The organism is Psychrobacter glacincola (assembly GCF_904846215.1).
GTDB lineage: Bacteria > Pseudomonadota > Gammaproteobacteria > Pseudomonadales > Moraxellaceae > Psychrobacter > Psychrobacter glacincola.
The window spans coordinates 15,523-38,615 of the sequence record NZ_CAJGZK010000013.1 but is presented as its reverse complement, the minus strand read 5'-3'; the positions used below and the strand labels follow the sequence as shown (position 1 = coordinate 38,615).

17 protein-coding genes are annotated in these 23,093 nt (G+C 44.5%); 8 read left to right on the top strand and 9 right to left on the bottom strand.

The window, feature by feature from the left end:
* Positions 1-16 precede the first annotated feature (16 nt).
* On the top strand, positions 17-595 hold the full coding sequence (locus tag JMW90_RS08765) for a YchJ family protein (protein WP_201563281.1): 579 nt from the start codon (positions 17-19) through the stop codon (positions 593-595).
* Positions 596-605: 10 nt separating this feature from the next.
* On the opposite strand, the gene JMW90_RS08760 is transcribed toward JMW90_RS08765, so the two are convergent.
* Genes JMW90_RS08760 through JMW90_RS08750 form a run of 3 tightly spaced genes read right to left on the bottom strand, consistent with a single transcriptional unit; the run spans position 606 to position 3,083 of the window.
* Positions 606-1,529: a class II glutamine amidotransferase gene (locus JMW90_RS08760; protein ID WP_201563279.1), complete on the bottom strand. Its 924-nt coding sequence runs from the start codon at positions 1,527-1,529 to the stop codon at positions 606-608.
* Positions 1,530-1,862 carry a hypothetical protein gene (locus JMW90_RS13735; protein WP_227691915.1) on the bottom strand — a complete coding sequence of 111 codons (333 nt, stop codon included), beginning with the start codon at positions 1,860-1,862 and terminating at the stop codon, positions 1,530-1,532. It abuts the gene before it with no gap.
* A 51-nt stretch (positions 1,863-1,913) separates the two neighbouring features.
* Positions 1,914-3,083: a homoserine kinase gene (locus tag JMW90_RS08750; RefSeq protein ID WP_201563277.1), complete on the bottom strand. Its 1,170-nt coding sequence runs from the start codon at positions 3,081-3,083 to the stop codon at positions 1,914-1,916.
* 188 nt (positions 3,084-3,271) lie between these two features.
* Here JMW90_RS08750 and hisF point away from each other — a divergent pair, with 188 nt between their 5' ends.
* The 7 genes from hisF (at position 3,272) to glmS (ending at position 11,471) form a co-directional block, all read left to right on the top strand.
* A complete protein-coding gene (gene hisF / locus JMW90_RS08745; RefSeq protein WP_201563275.1) occupies positions 3,272-4,054 on the top strand; it encodes an imidazole glycerol phosphate synthase subunit HisF in 783 nt (260 codons plus the stop codon).
* Between the two features lie 224 nt (positions 4,055-4,278).
* Positions 4,279-4,800 (top strand): 6,7-dimethyl-8-ribityllumazine synthase, encoded by a 522-nt coding sequence (gene ribH, locus JMW90_RS08740; protein ID WP_201563274.1) that lies wholly within the window; start codon positions 4,279-4,281, stop codon positions 4,798-4,800.
* 234 nt (positions 4,801-5,034) lie between these two features.
* Complete coding sequence (gene nusB / locus JMW90_RS08735; RefSeq protein ID WP_201563272.1) at positions 5,035-6,135, top strand: transcription antitermination factor NusB; 1,101 nt, start codon at positions 5,035-5,037, stop codon at positions 6,133-6,135.
* A 2-nt stretch (positions 6,136-6,137) separates the two neighbouring features.
* Entirely contained in the window at positions 6,138-7,157 is a 1,020-nt protein-coding gene (thiL, locus tag JMW90_RS08730) for a thiamine-phosphate kinase (protein ID WP_201563270.1), read from the top strand.
* A gap of 3 nt (positions 7,158-7,160) precedes the next feature.
* Positions 7,161-7,751 (top strand): phosphatidylglycerophosphatase A family protein, encoded by a 591-nt coding sequence (locus JMW90_RS08725; RefSeq protein ID WP_201563268.1) that lies wholly within the window; start codon positions 7,161-7,163, stop codon positions 7,749-7,751.
* A gap of 322 nt (positions 7,752-8,073) precedes the next feature.
* Positions 8,074-9,450: a bifunctional UDP-N-acetylglucosamine diphosphorylase/glucosamine-1-phosphate N-acetyltransferase GlmU gene (gene glmU, locus JMW90_RS08720; RefSeq protein WP_201563266.1), complete on the top strand. Its 1,377-nt coding sequence runs from the start codon at positions 8,074-8,076 to the stop codon at positions 9,448-9,450.
* A gap of 176 nt (positions 9,451-9,626) precedes the next feature.
* Entirely contained in the window at positions 9,627-11,471 is a 1,845-nt protein-coding gene (glmS, locus tag JMW90_RS08715; protein WP_201563264.1) for a glutamine--fructose-6-phosphate transaminase (isomerizing), read from the top strand.
* A 424-nt stretch (positions 11,472-11,895) separates the two neighbouring features.
* Here glmS and JMW90_RS08710 read toward each other — a convergent pair whose 3' ends face one another.
* From JMW90_RS08710 to recG, 6 genes are all read right to left on the bottom strand, one after another.
* Positions 11,896-12,852 (bottom strand): EamA family transporter, encoded by a 957-nt coding sequence (locus JMW90_RS08710; protein ID WP_201563262.1) that lies wholly within the window; start codon positions 12,850-12,852, stop codon positions 11,896-11,898.
* A 289-nt stretch (positions 12,853-13,141) separates the two neighbouring features.
* On the bottom strand, positions 13,142-13,756 hold the full coding sequence (locus JMW90_RS08705) for a YceI family protein (protein WP_201563260.1): 615 nt from the start codon (positions 13,754-13,756) through the stop codon (positions 13,142-13,144).
* Positions 13,757-13,890: 134 nt separating this feature from the next.
* Positions 13,891-16,986, bottom strand: coding sequence for an efflux RND transporter permease subunit (locus JMW90_RS08700; RefSeq protein WP_201563258.1), 3,096 nt, complete (start codon positions 16,984-16,986; stop codon positions 13,891-13,893).
* Entirely contained in the window at positions 16,983-18,329 is a 1,347-nt protein-coding gene (locus JMW90_RS08695; protein ID WP_201563256.1) for an efflux RND transporter periplasmic adaptor subunit, read from the bottom strand. Before JMW90_RS08695 ends, JMW90_RS08700 begins: the two co-directional genes overlap by 4 nt.
* 541 nt (positions 18,330-18,870) lie before the next feature.
* Positions 18,871-19,992 carry an OmpW/AlkL family protein gene (locus tag JMW90_RS08690; protein ID WP_201563254.1) on the bottom strand — a complete coding sequence of 374 codons (1,122 nt, stop codon included), beginning with the start codon at positions 19,990-19,992 and terminating at the stop codon, positions 18,871-18,873.
* A 449-nt stretch (positions 19,993-20,441) separates the two neighbouring features.
* On the bottom strand, positions 20,442-22,850 hold the full coding sequence (recG, locus tag JMW90_RS08685; RefSeq protein ID WP_227691914.1) for an ATP-dependent DNA helicase RecG: 2,409 nt from the start codon (positions 22,848-22,850) through the stop codon (positions 20,442-20,444).
* Positions 22,851-23,093: the final 243 nt, after the last annotated feature.

Sequence of the window (23,093 nt, the reverse complement as noted above, 5' to 3'; positions counted from 1 at the left end):
ATAATGAGAGTTAAACATGCAACTTTCTACACAGACCTGCCCTTGCCAAATTAATCCGTCATCGAACGTTATAAGCGCACCGTTACTTTATAGCGATTGCTGTCAGCCTTATCATGATGGCATATGTGACAAAGAAGCTAATGAAGAAGCTAATGAAGAAACTGACAAAGCAAAAGGTACAAAAGCGGATTCTGCTGAGCGTCTAATGCGGTCGCGTTATAGCGCCTTTGTCTTGGTCAAGCCAGAATATATTGTCCAGACCACACTACCTGCACAGCAAAAATTGTTGGATATTCAGGCGATTGAGTCGTGGGCAAAAGAGACAGATTGGGCAGGATTAGAAATAGTCGCGCATACGCCAAAGCTAGGCAAACGCCATGCGCAGGTTGAGTTTAAGGCTTATTTTAATATACCTGACGGCTTGCAGGCGCATCATGAGCTGTCTGCTTTTGTACAAATGAAAAGCAAAGCTAATAATGATGCGCGCTGGTATTTTTTAGACTCAACGGTCGAGATGAATATCAGTCAGAAACAGCCGTGTATTTGCGGCTCTGGAGAGAAGTTTAAGCGCTGTTGTGGGGTTTATTTGGGGTAGTAGTCTAACTTTAAACACTCGCTCCAACCGCCCGTGCCACCGCAACCCCTTCCTCAATTGTCAAAAACTTACGCTGACTTGGGCTGTCTTTAAACAGAATATCACCATCTTGAAATATCAAGCATTCATTGACCGCCAGCTGTTGCCATTTCTCATTTTCAGTCAATGGCACAGTCACTAGTATCGTGACTTTGTCTTTATCTGTAGTGACGTCGCCAAAATTAATCGCCAAATCATCATCAGCCAGTTTTGCCTCGCCAAACGGCGCTTGGCGAGTCAGATAAAACAATAAGCTCCCAGCATAGGCTAATTGCCATCTGCCGTTTGATATCAAACAATTAAACAATCCATTAGCCGATAAATAACGGCATTGGGTGGTCAAAAAATTAAACAGTGTTTGGTCATCAGGGCGCGTTTTAAAGCTACTTTTCAGGCGATTGACCAAATAACAAAACGCCATTTCAGAGTCGGTTGAGCCGACTGGCTGGCAATGCGTCGCGTTACCATTATCTTGCAAGCGCTGACAGCGTTTAATAAACTCGCTGTTCATCTGCCCGTTATGAGCAAACACCCACTGCTCGCCCCAAACTTCACGAACGAAAGGATGAGTATTTGCCAAGCAATTCTGCCCTTGCGTGGCTTTACGAATATGCGCGATAACATTTATGGCTTTGATCGGATAGTTATTGACCAAATCGGCAACAGGCGATAAATGGCTTGGTTTATTATCATGGAATAAACGCAGACCAGTCGAGGCATTGTCCGACTTTTTATTATTCAAGCGGTCATTATTCGAGCAGTCGCTACGTTCAAAAAACGCAATACCAAAGCCATCTTCATGGCTGTCCGTCATACCACCGCGACGACGAAACCCTGCAAAGCTAAAACCAATATCCGTTGGGGTATTACAGTTCATACCTAAGAGTTGACACATTTATGCTTTACCGCCTTTATTATAGTGATTGTCTGCTGCGCCATGATTGAGCTGACTGCCTGACCCAATACCAAGTTCGACATCACTCATACTAGCCAATAAATCCGCCCCAGTATTGTCGTCGCTTTCAACACCATTTAGGATGCGCTGCGCTTGTGCTAAGTCCGTGTTTTCTACCCATAGAACGACACCAGAATTCATCCCTGGAATGGCGCTTAGCGGTTGTAGAGAAACCGTGATACCGTTGTTACGCAACAGATTGGCATGCAGCTCGCCTTGCATATTGGTATCGTAGCGTGCCAGTTTGTGCCAGTTATCAACGTGATCGGTCATAGGATCGCCTTTATAGTTTTTGATACAAAATTAATCGAAAACAACTTATACTCATTGATCGAGCGTATATTCTTTAATGACAAACTCACTGCTATTGCTTAATTTATCACGCGCTTGTTCAGCTTGGGTGCTATTGCTAAAAATGCCCACTATTTGAGTGTCTTTCTGAGACACGAGCGTATTATCTAGCAATGCAAATACCGTATTTTGCGCTTTTACGACATGTGACCAATGATAAGCCGCCAATCGCTTCATCAAGTCAGGGTTTTTGACCATGATATTATCGCCGGTACGCCCTTCGGTACGATTGTAATGAATGACATTTAGGCGTAATAACCAAAAAATAACTGCTGCTTTGGCGAGCATCACTGGCAAGGCGCGTTTTTCATCTTCACCAAGTGTGCGCTTAGATTCATAGCCTTGTAAAAAGGCCGCCATTTTGCTGCGGTCAAAATTCACCGACTCGCCTTGCTCAGCATCGCCCCACGTGGTACAAAAGTCATTAATGGTAATGGCAATATCCATCACATAATGCTCAACGCTGACTTCGGTAAAGTCCAATAGACCTGTCAGACGCTCTTCGTCTTTTTGGCTATTCGTTAACGATAAGTCCCATAAAGTATTGTCAGCAAACATATCTAGATGACATAAGCCTTTTGGTAAAGTTGCAAGCGGCAAATCTGTATAAGACTGCCAAATATCACTCATCAGCTTAGCTTCGTCAGATGGCATGAACTGACTTTCACGGTCGCGCACATCACTCCACGGATACAAAGGTACGCCATATTGTTCGCTTGGCTGTAGTGCTTGCAACGTCTCATGAAGCAGCGCTAAAGCGGCGCCAATCTCATGACACATCGCTTGCGTGGTCTGCTGTGGATGCAAGCCTGCCAAACATGGCACTAGCGTAATGGCTTTATTATCATACTGAATAACATAACATTTTTCTGCACTATCAACGAGTGATAACGGCGCCGCTACCGGCAATTTACCATCCAATTGATTTAAGATAATCGCCATTTTTTCGATATCTTCCGGTGGACGCTCCTCAAATAGCGTAAACACATAAGAGTGCGCGCCATCCACATCGTCAGTCGTCTGAATAAACCAGTTAGAGTTTTTGATACCTTGGGTAATCGGAATCGCACGCGCAAACGAGACGCCAAAACGTTGGCAAAAGGCGGCAAACTGATCATTGGTTAACTGGGTATAGACGGACATGACATCTCACTTTTGGCAATTAAATAAAAAGTTAAATAGGCTGAATGTAAACAGCAATGGCGACAATTGTAACGCGCATGAGCAAACGATAGCGAAAAGCACATTAATCTTGCGAAAACCTGCCTGAGATGGCGGTGATTTTGCTAGACTAGCGCATTGAATGAATTGATTATAAGGTGAAAGACCCTATGTTAGCAAAGCGTATCATTCCTTGTTTGGACGTTGATAATGGTCGCGTGGTCAAAGGCGTACAGTTTGTCGATATTAAAGACGCTGGAGATCCCGTCGAAGTCGCCAAGCGCTACAACGAACAAGGCGCTGATGAGATTACTTTTTTAGACATTACCGCCACCAACGATGAGCGCGATACCACCTATCATACGGTTGAGCGTATGGCAGAAACGGTATTTGTCCCATTAACCGTCGGTGGCGGTGTGCGTAAAATCGCCGATATTCGCAATTTGCTCAATGCAGGCGCCGATAAAGTGGCGATTAACTCAGCAGCCGTATTTACCCCTGAGTTCGTCGGTGAAGCGTCTCAGAAGTTTGGTAATCAATGTATCGTTGTGGCTATCGATGCCAAACGCGTCGCGGATATCGAGGTTGAAGGTATTATCATGCCACGTTGGGAGATTTTTACTCACGGTGGACGTAAGCCAACCGGTATCGATGCCGTTGCTTGGGCAAGCAAAATGGCTGAACTTGGCGCTGGTGAATTACTGGTCACCTCAATGGACGGCGATGGTACCAAAAAAGGCTATGACTTGGCACTGATGAAGCAAATTACCAGCCAAGTAAATATCCCTGTTATTGCCTCCGGCGGCGTCGGTAATTTACAGCATTTAGCCGAAGGGGTATTAGAAGGTGGCGTCGATGCCGTACTTGCCGCCAGTATTTTTCACTTTGGCGAGTATACCGTTCAGGAAGCCAAAGAATATATGGCAGCGCAAGGCATACAAATGCGCTTATAACGCCTTTGTAAAATGCAAATGCAGCTGCAAAAAATGTTATCATAGCGCTAACTGCTTATTATCATTTGATTTTCGTTCATTTAATTGCCTATTTATCTGGTCACTAACCAGTTAATTTATCTAATCACTAGCCAGTTAAATAGGCGGTTTGAACCTAGCAATATACTTAACTCCTTATTTATCCCTATATTTCTATTAAAAGCCCATTCGGCAAAGGATCTTTTATGTCAAATTTACAACAGCAACGCAATAACGTGACCCATATTGATGGCAATTTACATCAGAATGAAGACGTGCGTATCGGTATCGTCGTTGGACGTTTTAACGGTTTTGTCGTTGAGTCATTGGTTGATGGCGCGATTGATGCATTGCTTCGTCATGGCGTATTGGGTAGCAACATTACTGTCATTCGTGTACCTGGTGCGTTTGAGTTGCCATTGGTTGCCCAGCGCGCTGCTGAGTCTGATCGCTTTGACGCTATTGTTGCTTTGGGTGCGATTATCCGTGGTAGCACGCCGCATTTTGACTTTGTCGCAAGTGAATCTGCTAAAGGCTTGAGCAGTGTTGCCATTGATTATAATATTCCTGTAGCAAATGGTGTATTGACGACCGACAGTATCGAGCAAGCGATTGAGCGTGCGGGTACTAAAGCTGGTAATAAAGGCTCAGAAGCGGCTATGGTTGTGTTAGAGATGCTTGCTGTACTGTCACAGCTAGATATCGATGATAGTAGTGATGACGCTTAATTGCTCTCGCGGCTAGCTGCACTTATTAAAAAATATTATTTATGGTTTGAGATGGGGCTATGGTTATAACGATAGCCCTCAGCACTCAATATTAGCATTAGTATTTGACATTATTATCGAACAGCCATTTCCAAAACTGACTGGTAAAATTTGCCAGCCGACTACTATTTAACATTTTATTTTTAAACTTATTATCTTAAAACTTATTACTTTAGAATTAGGTATAGACCCCTTATGACTGACCAACTCAAGCGCGCTATTAGTGCTGCGAAAACCGCACAAGTTAATGACCAACAAGCTGAAGCCACGCGTATCGCGAGCAGCAGTGCGGGCGATCAAACCTTTGATATGAGTGAGTCTTCTTATAAGACCAGTCACACCGCTATCCGTAAGGCGCGGCGCTTTGCCATGCAAGGTCTATATGAATGGCTCGTCACTGACCGCCGCTTTGATATCGATGGCAAGCTTGGCTGGAAGGCCAATGCCCCGCATGATATTGCTGCTCGTACACGCGCGACCAATGCCATGCATACCGTACATATTGGCTATTACCATGAAATGATGCGCGATATTCCAGAGCAGATTGAGGCGCTAGATGCGCTTATTAGTCAGCATCTCGATCGTGAAATCGATAAACTTGATACGGTTGAACACGCCATTCTTTTAATTGGTGCTTACGAGCTACAAAATCGCTTAGAGATTCCGTATAAAGTGGTGCTTGATGAGGCGATGAAGCTGAATAATCACTTTGGCGCGACAGATGCGCATAAACTGATTAATGCCGTCTTAGATAGAATGGCGATTGAGCTACGCGATCTCGAAGTACAAGCCGATAGCAAAGCCAATCTACGTACGTCGCAAAAAGCAGCAGCTAAGCCTGTAGTCAAAACTGATAACAGTGCAAATAGCAGTACCGACACCGATACGAATACCATTACAGAAAAACCAACGGCTTCAAGCAAAAAGCGTATCAGTGCCAATAATGCCAGCGTTAAACGCAATAGCACCAGTAAAGCCTTGGCAAATATTACTGATTACAAAGCCAGTAAGCAGAACGATACTCAAAATACGCTTGAAGAAACTATTATTGAACCAGTGAGCATTGAATCAGTGAGCGCTGATAAAGCGAACGATATTGCAGCTAGTGCCGAAAACATCGTCAATGATAAGCCTGTAGAAGAAGACGTCACTGACAGCAATGACAGCAATGACAGCAATGACAATACTGCAGCGGATGTTGAATCAGTTGATTCTAAGATAGTTAATGTTGATATAAAAGATGATAAGTCAGATAGCGTTGAATTAAACGATACTGATGAAAAAAGCCAAGACTAGCCATGAATGAGTTTGAGCTGATTGAGCGCATATTTTCACAGATGCAAGCGGCACAATCCTTGCCTAATGATGTCGAAAAAGGCATCGGTGATGATGCGGCAGTGATGGCGTTGCCTATAGGCTCGCGCTTGGTCAGCTGCATTGATACGCTGGTCCAAGGTCGACACTTTAGCGCTGATTGGGAACAGGTGAATAAACTGGCATTTGCGATTGGTTATAAAGCAGTAGCTGTTAACGTCTCGGACATTGCGGCGATGGGTGCCACGGCGCATAGTATTCTGCTGGCATTAGCATTACCTCAGCGCCTTGCCAATGAGCAGTGGCTGACCGAATTTGCCAAAGGTTTATTTCATGCCTGTCAGTTATTTGGCGTGACCCTTATAGGCGGTGATACCACGCGCAGTGATAATTTAGTACTAAGTGTCAGCGCGCAAGGATTACTAGCTGCAGATATTCCGGCTGTTTATCGTTCAGGAGCGCAAGTCGGTGATAAAGTGTATGTATCAGGCACACTTGGTGATGCCAGTTATGCGCTACATCACCTTGACAATGCTGTCGGTATTGAACTGGCGCATCGACTTCATATGCCAACCCCACGTATTAGCTTAGGTGCCACATTAGCAAAAATTGGTGCAACTTCAATGATAGATATCTCTGATGGTCTGTATCAAGACCTTGGTCATATCTGTCAGCAAAGCGGTGTGTCTATGCGATTGAATCTTGAGCAGCTGCCTACTAGTAAACCCTTGGCAAGCGTTGATTTATCTGAGCGGCTATTGTGTCAGCTGGCTGGTGGCGATGATTATGAGCTGGCTTTTACCTTGCCTTCTCATATCGAGCCGCCGATTGGTAATACGACTGTGACTTATATCGGTGATGTGATAGCAGTGACAAACAAAACAGATGTTGCTACGAATTTACGTCCTGAGCTTTATTATGAAGGACAGCCAGTCACACCAACCCATCCCGCACCATTCACTACTTGGCCCAATCTTACGGGTTACCAACATTTTGCAGGTTAATCCATGACCGATCACGACCTAGTCAAGCCCGATATTCGTAAAGCCAATGATTGCCCTCCTCTGCCAGTCAATGCCACCATGCTTGACCGCGCAGTTTATTGGTTGGGTCTCGGCTTGGGTAGTGGTTTACCGCGCCGTGCGCCCGGTACTTGGGGGTCGGTTGGTGGCTTGATTGTCGCGATACCGCTGCTTAGCTTAGGTTTCGCGCCTTTTCTGATTATTACGGTTTTATCTTGCATCATTGGCATCTGGATATGTGGACGCACCTCTGATCTGATGGGTGGTCATGACGATCCACATATCGTTTGGGATGAGTGGGCAGGTATGTGGATTACCTTATTGCCTTTGTCTTATATGGGCATTGCTCATGGCAATTTTTGGCATAATATCTTGCAACCTTTTTCTATCGCTGCTCTGATTATTGCTTTTATACTGTTTCGCTTTTTTGACATTATTAAACCGCCACCGATTAACTGGGCGGACAAAAAAGTTGCAGGCGGTTTGGGTATTATGTTGGATGATATTATCGCAGGCATTATGGCGGCGGCGGTTTGGGTCATTATTTATAATTTAATCTTTTACTTTGCAGATTAGTAGCACATTTATTTTATCTTTTAACCAAACAGTTATATAGTGAGTTTACTACAAAAGTGTTATAGCGCTATTGGTATGAATTTTACGCAGCCTCTGGGAACGCAGCACGCCAGTAAAATTTATACCAATAGCGCGTTTAAACTTTCATAACATTTTTATTTTCATCTGACTATAACCAAACAGCGTGCATCATTGAGCAGTGCTATTAGCGATAGCTCAATTACAAAGAGCTCACGACATAGCGTTTTGGTCAAATGATAATTTACGCTATAATCCTATATTATATTTTGTTACATTTGTAGGGCTCTTTTTTAGGAATACTATGACATCTCCTCTTTCAGTAATCATCCTCGCTGCTGGTAAAGGCACGCGTATGCAGTCGGCTAAGCCAAAAGTGCTACAGACATTGGCTGGCAAGTCATTACTAGGTCATGTATTGGACACCTGCCATCAATTGACAGTTGATGACACCATCATTGTTCATGGTTTTGGCGGCGAGCAAGTACAGGCGCACATTGCCCATCGATACGCACATTTGCCCATTACTTGGGTCGCCCAGACTGAGCAGTTAGGCACCGGACATGCGGTAAAAGTGACCTTGTCTGAGCTACCAAAAGAGGGTCAAAGCCTCATTCTTTATGGTGATGTACCCTTGGTGAGCTGCCAAACGTTAGCGACACTACAGGCTGCCAATACTGACGGCATGTCGATGCTGACGCTCACCGTAGACAATCCATTTGGTCTTGGTCGTATCAAACGTGATAAAGAGGGCAACATTGAAGCCATTGTTGAGCAAAAAGATGCCAGTAGCGATGAGCAGCAGATACAAGAAATCAATAGCGGTATTTACTGCGTAGACAATGCCCTACTACACAGATTTTTGCCCAAGCTATCAAATGACAATGCGCAGCAAGAGTATTATCTGACCGATATCGTCAAAATGGCAGTCGCTGACGGTATTAATATTGTGGCGATTGAGCCTGAGCATACCTTTGAGATTGAAGGCGTGAATAACCGCCAACAGCTTGCTAGCTTAGAGCGTACATGGCAAGGTAAATTGGTCGCTGATTTACAAGAAGCAGGGGTCCAGTTTGCGGACCCTACTCGTGTCGATATCCGTGGCACCTTGAGCACAGGTCAAGACGTCTTTGTCGATGTCGGTGTGGTGTTTGAAGGTGATTGCATCTTGGGGGACAACGTTTATATCGAAGCCGGCTGTATCATCAAAAATGCCCAAATTGGCAATGCTTGTCATATCAAACCTTATTGTGTGATTGATGAGGCGACAGTCGGTGCAGGCGTTGATGTGGGTCCTTTTGCGCATTTACGTCCTGAGACGGTACTCTCCAACAACAGTAAAGTTGGCAATTTTGTCGAAATTAAAAAATCAACGATCGGTCACGGTAGCAAGGTCAATCACTTGAGTTATATCGGTGATGCGACCATTGGTAGTGGTGTCAATGTCGGCGCTGGTGTGATTACTTGCAATTATGATGGTGTGAATAAATCGCAAACCATTATTAATGACAATGCTTTTATTGGCTCAAATTCTAGTTTAGTTGCACCTGTGACCATTGGCGATACCGCTACTATTGCTGCCGGTTCTGTGATTACCAAAGACGTTGACGCTAGTGCATTAGCCTTTGGCCGCGCGCGCCAAATACAAAAAGATAATTTTCAACGCCCGACTAAAAAATAACGGCAGCTTTGACAATTAGTTCAATAAAGACGGATCTCAGCGAACTTAGGCAGTACGACAATAATTTGTGGTGCTGCTTATTTATATTTACAGATTAATCAAAAATTGTCATGTATCGAAATACCATCATATATTAAAGTATCGAAACATCTAAACATCGAATTTAAGGAATAGTTATGTGCGGAATAGTTGGAGCAGTGGCTGAGCGTAATATCGCCAATATCTTACTTGAGGGACTTAAGCGTCTGGAATATAGAGGCTATGATTCTGCTGGTCTGACTGTCATTCGGGATGGCGAGCTTCACCGTGAGCGCCAAGTGGGTAAAGTTCAGGCGTTAGTCGATGCCGTCGCAGTCAACCCAGAGTTTTTCGATGGTCATATCGGTATTGCCCATACACGCTGGGCAACTCATGGCGAGCCCGCTCAGCGTAACGCGCATCCGCACGTATCAGGTAAAATCGCTGTGGTACATAATGGTATCGTAGAGAATTACGCCGAGCTAAAAGAAGAATTGATTGCCAAAGGGTACGAGTTTACCTCGCAAACCGATACCGAAGTCGTCGCGCATCTGATTAACGATATCTATAAAGCAACGCCTGACTTATTGGAAGCCGTTCGCACTGTCATTCCTTTATTACATGGTGCATTTGCTCTTGGTGTTATCCATGTTGATTGCCCAGAAGAGCTGATTACCGTACGTCTAGGCTCCCCTTTGGTGATTGGCGTCGGTATTGGTGAGAACTTTATCGCCTCCGATCAATTGGCACTTCTACCAGTGACCAATCGCTTTATGTATTTAGAAGAAGGCGATATTGCCAAATTAACGCGTCATAGCATTCAGGTTTATGCTGATGGTGTCGAGGTCACACGCCAAATCCATGAAATTGACGCAGCACAACACAATGCGGACAAGGGCGAATTTAAGCATTATATGCTCAAAGAAATCTACGAGCAGCCAGATGCCGTCGCTCGCACTCTCGAGATGGCATTAGATAATGATGAGCCAACTAAACTGCGTGATGATTTTCTGCAACGTCATGAAACGCAATTAAAAGGCATTAAGCACGTACAAGTGATCGCTTGCGGTACCAGCTATCATTCAGGTCTGGTCGCAAAATACTGGTTTGAGAGTCTTATTCGTGTGCCTTGTTCGGTTGAAGTTGCCAGTGAGTTCCGTTATCGCAATCCAGTCGTCATTGATAACTCCTTAGTGATTTGTATTTCTCAATCGGGCGAGACTGCTGATACTTTATCTGCGCTACGTGATATTCAAAAACAGTCTCCTATTGGACTGGTTAGTTTGGCATTATGTAATGTACCAACCTCATCATTGGTACGTGAAACAGATATCTTTTTACCAACGCTTGCCGGTCCCGAGATTGGCGTGGCATCTACCAAAGCCTTTACCACTCAGCTTGCAGCATTGATGTTATTATTGTTAAAGGTAGGTGTGACCCAACAGCGCATGACTGCTGAAAACTTGAGCACACTGCTTGGTCAACTGCAACAACTACCGGGTCAGCTTCATGCCAGCTTACACCTTGATGCGCCTATCAAGATCATGAGTGAGCATTTTCAATATAAAAAGAGCTGCTTATTCTTAGGTCGTGGTTTACAGTTCCCAATCGCGCTAGAAGGCGCTCTAAAGCTAAAAGAAATCTCTTATATTCATGCCGAAGGTTATGCGGCAGGCGAGCTGAAGCATGGACCATTGGCATTGGTTGATAAAGACATGCCTATCGTGGTGCTAGCGCCTAAAGACAGTATGTTTGATAAATTAAAAGCCAATATGCAAGAAGTTCATGCCCGTCATGGTGAGTTGTTTGTATTCGCTAGTGAATCCAGTCAAATGGTCGCAGCAGATAGATTGCACGTGGTATATGTACCAGATGTTTGTGAGACGCTTGCGCCGATTGTTTATAGCGTGCCAGTGCAGCTGCTGTCATATCATGTGGCGGTGATGCGCGGCACAGACGTCGATCAGCCACGTAACCTCGCAAAATCAGTTACAGTCGAATAATGTTTACTAAATTATTTTATTTTTTTGTACGCGTGAGCGAGTAATAAAGTATCATACTGAGTAATAAAGTATTATCTTTAGTATTCGACTATGAGCCCTGCTATTATTGATTCAATACTAGCAGGGTTTTTTATGCGCTCAAAAAATAAGAAAAATGGCTTAAGAAAGGTAGAGGTCAAGGTGAGCTTGCCGATTATATAGTTAAAATATCTCAAAAACGCTACCGTGCTGCTGGTATAAATTTTTTGCAGCCTCTGTCTGCATAGGCACAGCAAGCAAGAAAAATTGATATCAGCAGTACTTGATGTACCGATATTACTTTTTTCTGACTATATAAACCGTGGATAAAAATCTCTGATATATCATCATCAGGTCGCTCTCATAGAGTTTTCGGTCATAAAATCAATTGTAGAAACATTGGCAACTAGCAGTGGGCTAATTGCGACCTTCTACCTATTTTCACATTTGCCAGTACCAGTCCTGACAAGATCAATAGCATTGCCAGCATCTTCCACCACGTTACAACCTCCCCTAGAAGCAGCACTGAAGTCGTCATACCGAATACCGGCACTAGTAGAGCAAATGGCATAACCTTAGAGGCAGTATTTTGACTGAGCAAATGCGCCCACAATCCGAAGCCTATCAATGTTGAGATGTATACGATAAACCCAAGCGACAGCCAAGACTTACTTGACGCCTGCGTAAACGTTGCTAACTGCCAAGCGTCGGTCTCAAATATAAGAGAAGATATCGTCAAAATTACACAAGCGATCAAACCGCCCCATACCACAAGAGCTAGAGCAGATAGCGCGGATGCTTTATTCTTTTGAGTGTTAGGTGAAGCAAGTGACACGTCAGATGCCTGCTGAGTAGTTTTTATAGCAGCCTGCGTTGACGCCTGCTTTGAGGCGATATTGCCAAAGCTCCAGCCTATTGCCGCAATCAAGATACAGACAAACCCAATTAAGGGCATATCACCGCCAAGGTTTAGCGCGATCACGCCCAGTCCTAGTACACCAACCAACATACCGATGATCTGCATACGACTCACGCCCTCACCTAAGATGACATACGCCAGTAGTACCGTGATAAATATCTGAACTTGTAGCAATAGCGCTGTTAACCCTGCCGATGCGCCCAAATGCATCGCAGTAAATACAAAAGCATACTGCATGACAAACGTACCAATGGCATAGATAAATAGTGTACGGTTAAACTTGGGCGGCTTGAGAAATAAAACCAGCGGCACGGCAGTAAAGAAAAAACGTAGCGCAGTGAGCATTAGCGGCGGAAAGCTTTCGAGCGCCCATGCAATGAAAGTAAAGTTTACACCCCAAATAAAAGCAACTAGTACTGCTAAGGCGATGTGGATTGGGGTCATATGGTTGGCCTAGATTATGACTGGTTACTATAGTGAGTTTACTACAAAAGTGTTATAGCGCTATTGGTATGAATTTTACGCAGCCTCTGGGAACGCAGCACGCCAGTAAAATTTATACCAATAGCACGTCTAAATTTTCATAACATTTTTATTTTCATCTGACTATAAATCTATCAATTGGTTGAGATATCGTGAATCTCATATAACATGAATCTCACATAAAAAGAAATCGCAGACAACAACCAAACTGAGTAGAAAATACAGAGAGCTTTTTTTAAACTTAGCAAAACTACTGCTTTGCCGCTTCAATCTGAATATCCAATTGCACTTTTTCAGTCATCCCTAACAAAGTATACTTACTAATTCCCCACTTCCTGCGATCGATAATCGTCGTAAAATCGCCCCCACAAACTGACTTTTTAAGTATCGGACTAAAGTAACAATTAAATTTTGTAGCGGTTAATGTAATTGGATTGGTCTTGCCATGTAGCGTTAACATGCCCTCTACTTTAGTAATGTCTGAGCCTTTTTTATCGGTCGAAAAATGCCACTTAGTAGAATTAAATTCAGCCAACGGAAATTTCTCAATATCAAAAAAATCAGCACTTTTAAGGGCAATATCAAATGCCTCATTACCGGAATTTAAGCTATTTAAAGGAATGACGAGTGAGATATCACCCATCTTAGTCATTGGGTCATACTCTAACTGACCTGTGATGTTATAAAATCCACCCGTGTTGGTAGAGGTATTAAAATGGTCAATGGCGAAGCGCACATTGGTATGGGTTGGATCGATATTATAAGTCTGTGCATGACTACTAACGATAGCTAAAGTACTCAGCAGCAAACCGACCATAGGCTTGCGATAAGAGACTATGATTTTTAAAAGTGAAGCTCGACTCATGATGACACTCCTTTGCAACAGTCAATGATTGCTCAGTCACATCCTTTGTGACCTAATACGTTTTTACATAATGACGTCAAAACCAATCTTAATCAATATGGTTTGGATGATTATATAAAAACGCCATACTAGACTTACTGGTTAGTCGTTGAGTGCCCTTTACCCTGCGGCTTCAACCACTTACTAAACCATCCTGACAAATCATCCATTAAGGTATAAACCACTGGAATAACAACTAGGCTCAATAAGGTTGAGGTGACCAAACCACCCAATACCGCTGCTGCCATCGGGCGACGGAAGGTCGGATCGGCATCGCCCCAACCAAAGACCAAGGGCAACATGCCAGCGCCCATCGCAATGGTGGTCATGATAATGGGACGTGCACGCTTACGACAAGCATCGATAATCGCCTCAAAACGTGTTAGGCCGCGCCGCTGCGCAATCAATGCATAATCGACCAAAAGAATAGAGTTTTTGGTCGCAATGCCCATCAGCATAATAAAACCAATCATCGAGGGCATCGATAAGCTGCTATTGGTAATCACCAAGCCGACAAAGGCACCGCCGATAGACAGTGGCAAGGCCATCAGAATCGTAAAGGGCTGCAAAATACGCCCAAATAGTAATATAAGTACGCCTAAAATACAGACCACGCCGACTGACATCGCAATCACAAAGCCGCTAAATAACTCGGCCATGTTTTCTGCTTGTCCTTGATCGATAATGGTAATAGAGGCTGGTAGCTGTTGCATACTAGGTATACTCTTGACCGCTTGTACCAAATCACCAAGCTCACCATTGGCAGGCTGAACAGTAATGCTAATCGCACGCTCACGATCAAGGCGACTGATTTGCGCAGGTCCAGTACCAAAGTCGAGTGTCGCAACTTCACCAACACGTACGCCCTGTCCTGCTGGTAGCGCACTTGGTACATATAAGCCTTCTAGTTGACTGACGTTCTGCTTAGCGATATCTGGCAAGCGTACCACTATCGGTATCTGCCGCGTGTCTAAATTCAGCTTGGATAAACGTTGCTCATAGTCACCAACGGTCGCCACACGCAATGTCGTAGCGATGTCTTGCGTCGTTACCCCTTTATCCGCCATTGCTAGCCTGTTTGGCGTGACGGTCAACTCTTGGCGCGGTAGGCTACGATCACTCGTGACAGCACCGGCACTTGGTAACTCACGGATCTCTAACATCATCTGCTGTACGGTTTGCTCAAGCAGTTGCGGGTCGGTGCTGGTCAAAGAAAAATTATAACCGGTCTCACCGCCACTCGATAACCCAACCGTAAAGCGCGCACCGGGTACTTCTGCCAAAATAGTACTCATCTTACGCTCAATCTCTTGCTTAGAGCCACGCTCTGCTCTTGGCGCAAGTACAATATCTAGACCTGCTATATTTTCTGCCTTGCCACCGCTAGAGCTTGAGTCCATTGTCGCCTGCGCCTCACCTACCGACGTAAAGATATTGGTCACTTCAGGCATGGCCAATATACGCTCACTTGCCAGCGCGGCAACGCGTTCCGTGTCCGCTAACGCCACATCAGGTGTCAGCTCAATCGCTACCCGTGTTTGGTCAATATCATTATCAGGTATAAAAGATGTGGGTAATAATTTTACCAGAGCCAACGAAGCCACAAACAATACCAAAGTAGCACCTATCGTAATCCAGCGATGATCTAGCGTCCATGAGACCACTTTGAGATACCAATCCATCAGCGCGCTCTGCTTTTCAACGTGCTTTTTTTCTGGTTTCAATATATATGCTGCCATCATCGGTGTGATGAGGCGCGCGACCATTAACGAGGCAAATATTGATAATGCCGCCGTCCAGCCGAACTGCCGGAAAAACTGCCCAACAATTCCGCCCATAAACGCAGTCGGTAAAAACACGGCAATCAGGGTAAAAGTAGTGGCAACAACCGCCAAGCCAATCTCGTCCGCTGCTTCCATTGCCGCCTCATAAGGCGTTTTACCCATACGCAAGTGACGAATAATATTTTCAACTTCTACAATGGCATCGTCGACCAATACACCAATGACCAGCGACAATGCCAATAAGGAGATAATATTAAGACTGAAACCAAACAGATACATACCCAAAAAAGTAGGTATGACGGACAATGGCAATGCCACAGCAGCCACAAAAGTCGCGCGGATATTGCGCAAGAATAAGAACACCACGACTACGGCAAGCAGACCACCTTCTATCAGCATCCGTAATGACGCTTGATAATCTTCAGCGACTGGCGTTGCTCGATCATAAACCTTTTCAATACTAATATTGCCCACATCTGCTGACAGCTTGGCAAGCTCAGCGTCAACCAGAGCCATGACTTCTACTTCACTGGCACCACGCGAGCGCGTAATGTTGAATGCAACCACCGTTTGCCCATCGAGCTTGGCAATAGAGCTGGGATCAGCCGCGCCATCCGTAATTTGTGCCATGCGTCCAAGCGCTTGCGTACCGCCGGTAGGGACGGCTATTTGCAAATTATTCAGCTCGCTTGAGCGCTCAACAGCACCAAGTACACGAATGGTCTGCGTGGTTTTGCCGACTTCGGCTTCACCGCCTGAGCTGTCTTGCTGAATACCGGTGATTTGATTGGATAATTGTATGATAGAAAGCTTTAGACCACTCAAGGTAATAGGGTCAGCGGCAACCGTAATCTCACGCTGCAGACCGCCGATACGGCTGACAGTACTGACACCGGGTATATCAGATAAACGCTTGGTGACGGTATCATCGACGAACCAAGACAAGTCTTCTACATTCATGTTTTCAGCAGCGACAGAGTATGTGACGACTGGGAATCCTGATGTTGAGACTTTGGTAATGATAGGGTCATTGGCAGCGGCAGGTAAATCACCACGTACCTCACCGACTGCTGAACGTACATCGTCAACCGCTTCTTGGATGTCTTTTTCTAAGACGAACTCAGTAACCATAGTAGCGGCGCCCGTCTGTAGCGTTGTACGAATGTGTTTGACGCCCTCAATACTGGTGAGCTTATTTTCCACCTTTTTTGCAATATCGTTTTCGAGCTGCGATGGTGCGGCACCCGGTAAAGTAACCGTGACCACCACCGCTGGCAGGTCAATATCAGGAAACTGCTGCACCTTCATTTGCATAAAGCCGTAGATGCCGCCTAATGTCAGCAGCACAAACAGCAAGATGGCCACTAATGGATTTTTAATCGAGTAAGCGGAAACATTTAAACTCATGAGCGCGCCTGCGTGTCAGTGCCACTAGCCTGCTTAGCAGTTGCTTGCCCATTAGCATTCGCTTGCTTGCCAGTTTGGCTGAGAGCATCAACGACACGTACCAAGTCACCATCATTTAAGAAACTACCGCCTTGCTTTACAAGTCGGCTCTCTGCAGGCAAGGGTTCTGTGAGCATAACATTATCGCCAAAGCGCTCTCCTAAGGTCACGCGCTGTTGTTTGATACGACCTATGTTTTTACCGTCTTTAATACTTATGTTGGTCACTAGCATCACATAGTCATAGCCGTCATTGCTGACGATAGCGCTATTAGGCACCGTTTGAGCACTGATACTGCCCAATAAAAACTCGCCCGTTTGATACATGCCTGCCCGCGCTTTTGCGTTAGCAGCGAGGCTAGCATAAATGGTAATTTGTCTATTATTATCCGCAGTTGGTGCAATGCGACTGACTTGCCCCATGACAGAATCACCGCCTGGTAAGCTGACGCGTACTGGGGTGCCGACATTAACCTCACCGATCAGCTTAGGATCGATATCCGCGCGCCACTCTAAGATGCCGCCTTTAATAATGGTGAATAGTGGATCACTGCCAGCAACCACACCAACTTCAGCCATTTTCTCACTAATCACACCGCTAACCGGTGCAACCACGTTGGCATTGCTCACACTCAAGCGCTGTGTACTCAGTCGAGCTTTAGAGGCTTGCAGTGATGCCTGCGCTTGCAGTTTAGAGGTGCGATAGCGATCTGCTTCTTGTCTACTGATGGCATCTATATCAATGAGGGGCAGGACACGTGCAGCATCGGCGGTAGCATTAGCAAGGGTCGCTTCTGCTTCGGCAACATCGGCTTCTGCTTGCAAGACTTGCTGCTGCATCGCATCGGTATCAAATACAGCCAGTATTTGACCAGCTTTAACACGCTGACCTTCTTCGACCAATATCCGCTCAATCGCTACGCCATTGACTTTGGCGCTGACATTAGCGATGTCTTTGGCATTGATGGTTCCATCAGCACTGAGCGTATTGCCAATATTATCTTGGCTTGGCATCACCGTTTCGACCGACAGCACGGCTTGTTCGGTATTGACGTCGCTTGCATTTTCGCTATCGCTTTGCGTATTAGTAGAAGCTGACACATCAGTTGTTGCTACTTTATCGCTACCCCAGTACTTACCAACCAAAACGCCAATAACGAGCACAATAGCCAATACTGGCAATAACCACAAAGGAAATTTTGATGATGGCTGATTTGATGATAGCTTAGACGCTCGCGCCTCAGATTGGCGGTATAGGGGTAGCTCAGATTCAACTGGCAGCTTGTTGTCTTCAACATCGCTCATGATAACTCTCTGTCAATACAGGCAATAATAAGAATGGTATAAGGATATAGTCGATCCTAAATAAAAGACATACAAATGTTATAAAATACGACTGGGGTTAATTTTTCTTGCTTGCGGTGCCTACCTAGACAGAGTCTGCGAACAATGAACCCCAATGGTTCTGTAACCTTTTAAAAGTGGATTAACTATAACTGAAAAATAATAGGTAAAAACAGGCTAGCGTTACGTGAAACCAGCGTCTTTATGTGGTTAAACACTGTTTGTAGCCACAATAGTCTGTAAATTTATTGAGGATAGCATATATTAAGCCATCATCTATTTATATATAGTGTCTGAGCTTCGTAAGTTTAATATTGACTCAATATAGGCAGGTATAAAAATTCTCCAAACGAACATTATAAAAATGATGAACCATACATATCGCTCAGTAATGAATTTGACGGGATATAGAGTCTGTTTATAGCTTAGAAAGCACAACGCACACTCCTAAGAATGTGCGCTATATTTACCCCATTATCTTAGAGTTATTATAAATCGTCTATTAGAAGCGATATCCTATACCAAGATAGCTAATATATGGGTCGATATCAAGGGTCGTGCTCGAACGGACTAACTCTTCGCCTGCATCGTTTTTAACTGTAATAGTGTTTTCGCTATTTAACTTAGCGTAAGACACAGAACCTACGCCAAACCACCTGTCATTAAAGTCATAAGTCGCGCCAACGGTGACGATAGGCGCAAATGAGTCGCTCGCTTCCACATCGACGTTCATCTCTCGATTGGATTGCACATTTTCTAGCGCAGCACCAGCTTGACCATCTTTAATATTTTGAATCTGATGACCTGCAGCTTCTAAATCTTGACGGATGCCAGAATTTAGTTCGATGTCATTAAAGTAGGCGTAGATCACCCCAGCTCCGACATAAGGACGGAATTTGTTTACCCCAGACTTACCGAATTGGTAATGTACCTCAGCCGCTGGCAACCATGCTCGAGCACTTGCAGCCACGCCATTACCTTGCTCTAAATCGGTGATGGGAATATCCTTTTTGATCCCAAACTCTCCTATTATAGGTTTTGCCAGCCCTCCAGGAGTAACCGTGCCAGTCAACGGCGCAAAAACTTGCCCTTTGCCTAATATATCTACCGTTGGTGGTATGCCAGCTTTAAACTCTACCGACCAATTGTCGTTAATATAATAGTTAAATAACAAGCCTACCGTATCCGCATCATCAGCTTCAAGCCCAGAACCGGGAGCGGACGCGAAACTCTCCAGGCCGTTAATTTCCACTGTACCTGATACGTCGCCTAATGCGGTGTTGGTCAAATCAGTATTTTCGCCTTTAAAAGGAGGTAATGCACCTATAAGGGTTAAATTTGTATTTACTTTAACTTTAGTGAGTTCACTTTGATTAGGATCAATAACCTCTCTGACAGTGCTGACTTTAACACTGCCGTTTTTAGCGACAGTAACATCTTTAATGGCTGTCGTATTTTGCAATGGATTAGGGTCACCTTGCGGAGTAGCATGTAACAAACCAGCGGAGACCGAAAAGCGTTTGAAGCTACCATCGGTTTTAAAATAATCAAAAGCAGCAAAAGCAGACTGGCTAAATAATAATGGTGTGGCGATAGCACAAACGAAGGTTAACGTCTTTTTCATGAAACATCCTTGTTAATAAATTCAGACCGTTGATGAACAGCATGAATGGCATAGTAATGGCATAGTAATCGTTAAACAGATCAGATAAAGCTGCCAATAGTTAGCCAATCAAGCTCTCATTCTAACGTCCCGTTAGAATCGGTAAAGCGACTAGAAGTACGCTGGTTTTAAAGACATATGATTATAAAAAATATGTCTTTATTCGACATTCTGGTAAATAAATGGAAGGCGCTTTGGCAATCCATTGCCGTAAAGTGCCATACTAATAATGATATATCAATAACAATTCACGAACCAAATAGTCAATATTAGTTGATTAAATTTTGAATATGGTATTAATTATTGGCTGACAAATAGCTTATAAAACCATAAAAAAAGCCATTATTTCCTAAAAATAATGGCTTTTTTTATGGCAATCAGTACCAGAAAATGGATTCAGCCAACCCGCATCAAGCATTGGTATAACGACTTGCCTCTGGCATCCAGCGATGGATAAGCTGACTGACATCCGCTTTACGGGTAGAGTCGGCAATAAGATGTTTTGCGAGCCGCTGAGCAATGGCAAATAATTGCTCATCCCGAATAAGATCTGCCAAATAATAGCCAACATTACCCGTTTGGCGTTTACCAAGCAGCTCACCAGGTCCGCGCAGCTCCAAGTCTTTTTGCGCAATGACAAAGCCATCGGTACTATCACGCAATACATTTAAGCGCTCAGTACCTGTCTCCGACAACGGCTTCTGATACAGCAGCACACAATAGCTTTTGGTTGAACCGCGCCCGACGCGTCCGCGTAGTTGATGCAATTGCGATAGCCCCAATCGCTCTGCATTTTCAATAACCATCAGAGAAGCATTTGGCACATCGACACCCACTTCAATGACCGTGGTGGCTATCAACAAATCAAGTTGCCCAGCTTTAAACGCTTGCATGATGGCTTGTTTGTCAGCCCCTTTCATTTTGCCATGCACCAGCCCAATACGAATATCTAAGCGCTCACTTAAATCTTCATAAGTCGCCTCGGCAGCTTGCGCATCCAGCACGCTTGATTCCTCCACCAGCGAACAAACCCAATACGCTTGCTTACCAGCTGCACAATTAACCGCAATACGTTCAATCACGTCATCACGGCGATTACGGTCGATGGTGACAGTGGTAATCGGCGTGCGTCCCGGTGGTAATTCATCAATAATAGAGGTATCCATATCGCCATAAACACTCATCGCCAGCGTGCGCGGAATGGGCGTTGCAGTCATAATCAGCTGATGCGGCGTGCTATTGGCCACGCCTTTATTGGTCAATGCCATACGTTGCTCAACGCCAAAGCGGTGCTGCTCATCGATAATGACCAAGCCCAATTTGGCAAACTGCACTGTTTCTTGAAACAATGCATGAGTACCGACAACGATTTGCACCGTATTTTCGCTCACCGCTTCTAACGCCTCACGGCGCTGCTTCGCCGTTTGTTTACCAGCCAACCAACCAACACCAATACCTAACGGCTCAAACCATTGTTTAAAATTAACCAAATGCTGTTCTGCTAAAATCTCAGTCGGTGCCATAACCGCCACTTGCCAGCCACTATCAAGGGCATAGCCAGCGGCACCTGCGGCGACCAATGTCTTACCGACACCAACATCGCCTTGTACCAACCTCAGCATTGGGATTGAAGTCGCCATATCAGCGGTAATATCTTTCATCACTCTTTTTTGCGCACCCGTTAAGTCAAATGGCAGCGCGCCAAACAACTTATCCGCCAGTGGGCTTTGAGTGGCACATTTTGGTGCTTTAAACTGGTGTAATTGCTGACGGCGATATAATAAACTGAGCTGATGCGCGGTCAGCTCCTCAATGATTAAACGCTGACATGCAGCATGCGTACGAGCGCTTAATTGTGTCAGCAGCTGATACTGCCGACCAGCATCAGTATAAGTGGGCGGCGTATGCAGTAACACTAACGCTTCAAATATGGTTAAATTGTAGACGTTATTATTAGCCATATTTGTAGTATCGAGATTGGCATTATTGCTTGTATTATAAACAGATGGCTCAGCTCTATTGACGCTATTGTTACTGCTATCACTAACACTGCTGTTACCAAAACTGCTATCACTAAAACTGCTATCACTAAAACTATTGTCAGGCACACTACGCGCGAGTGTTGAGAATATATCATCTGGGAAATCAGTTTCTGACATTTCTACTTTAGCAGGTTTAAAAGGCGCTAGCGGCAAATCTGCCACGACTGAAAAATCCTCAGACGTAAACAAGGTCATCGGCAAGCCTTGAGTACGAACCGTTTGTAGTGCAAGCTTGATTAAGGTACGCAATTTATTTTGATGTAAGCCTTTAACGCTAGGATAAATCGGCTGCAGCCCCGTATTAACGACAGCTTCATCACTACTAATAACCTGATATTCAGGATGATGTATCTGCTTACCATAACGGCTGACTTTGACTTCACCAAACAGTTGCAGATGGGTGCCAACGCTCATCGTTTGGGCAAGACCTTGGTAAACTTTAAAAAAACGCAGCGATATCGTACCAGTATCATCATCGACAATCACCGACATACCACTGCGCTTGGTATCAACATGTACCACCCGCCCAGTAATTAAAGCGGCTTGCCCGTGAGCCACATCGCTTATCGATACCAGTCGACTACGATCTTCGTAATCACGCGGTAGATGCAACAGCAAATCGAAAATACGAGTAATACCCAACTGGGCTAGTTGCTCCGCTACTTTTGAACCCACACCCGCCAGCGCTGTCACTGGCATATCGAGTGCCGAAACGGGCATATCAGATCTGATATAGTCTGATGGATTCACTGTCGTATGCGTAACCGATATGGGCATCAATAATCCTAATGATATTAAAGTAAGTACTATCTAATGATAGTACTTACTTTAAAGCTTAGTTTCCAACGTCTATACATTTTATAAACGTTATAATCATCAAATTCTTATAAAACATTCAGTCATGATGATTATAAAGGACAAGTGTCTTGCTTATGCTAAGCTATTTAGTAATACGGCGTCTAGCTGATTTCTACGTAAGCCATTAGTGAATAGCTTATTACGCATCCTTTTATTCTATAT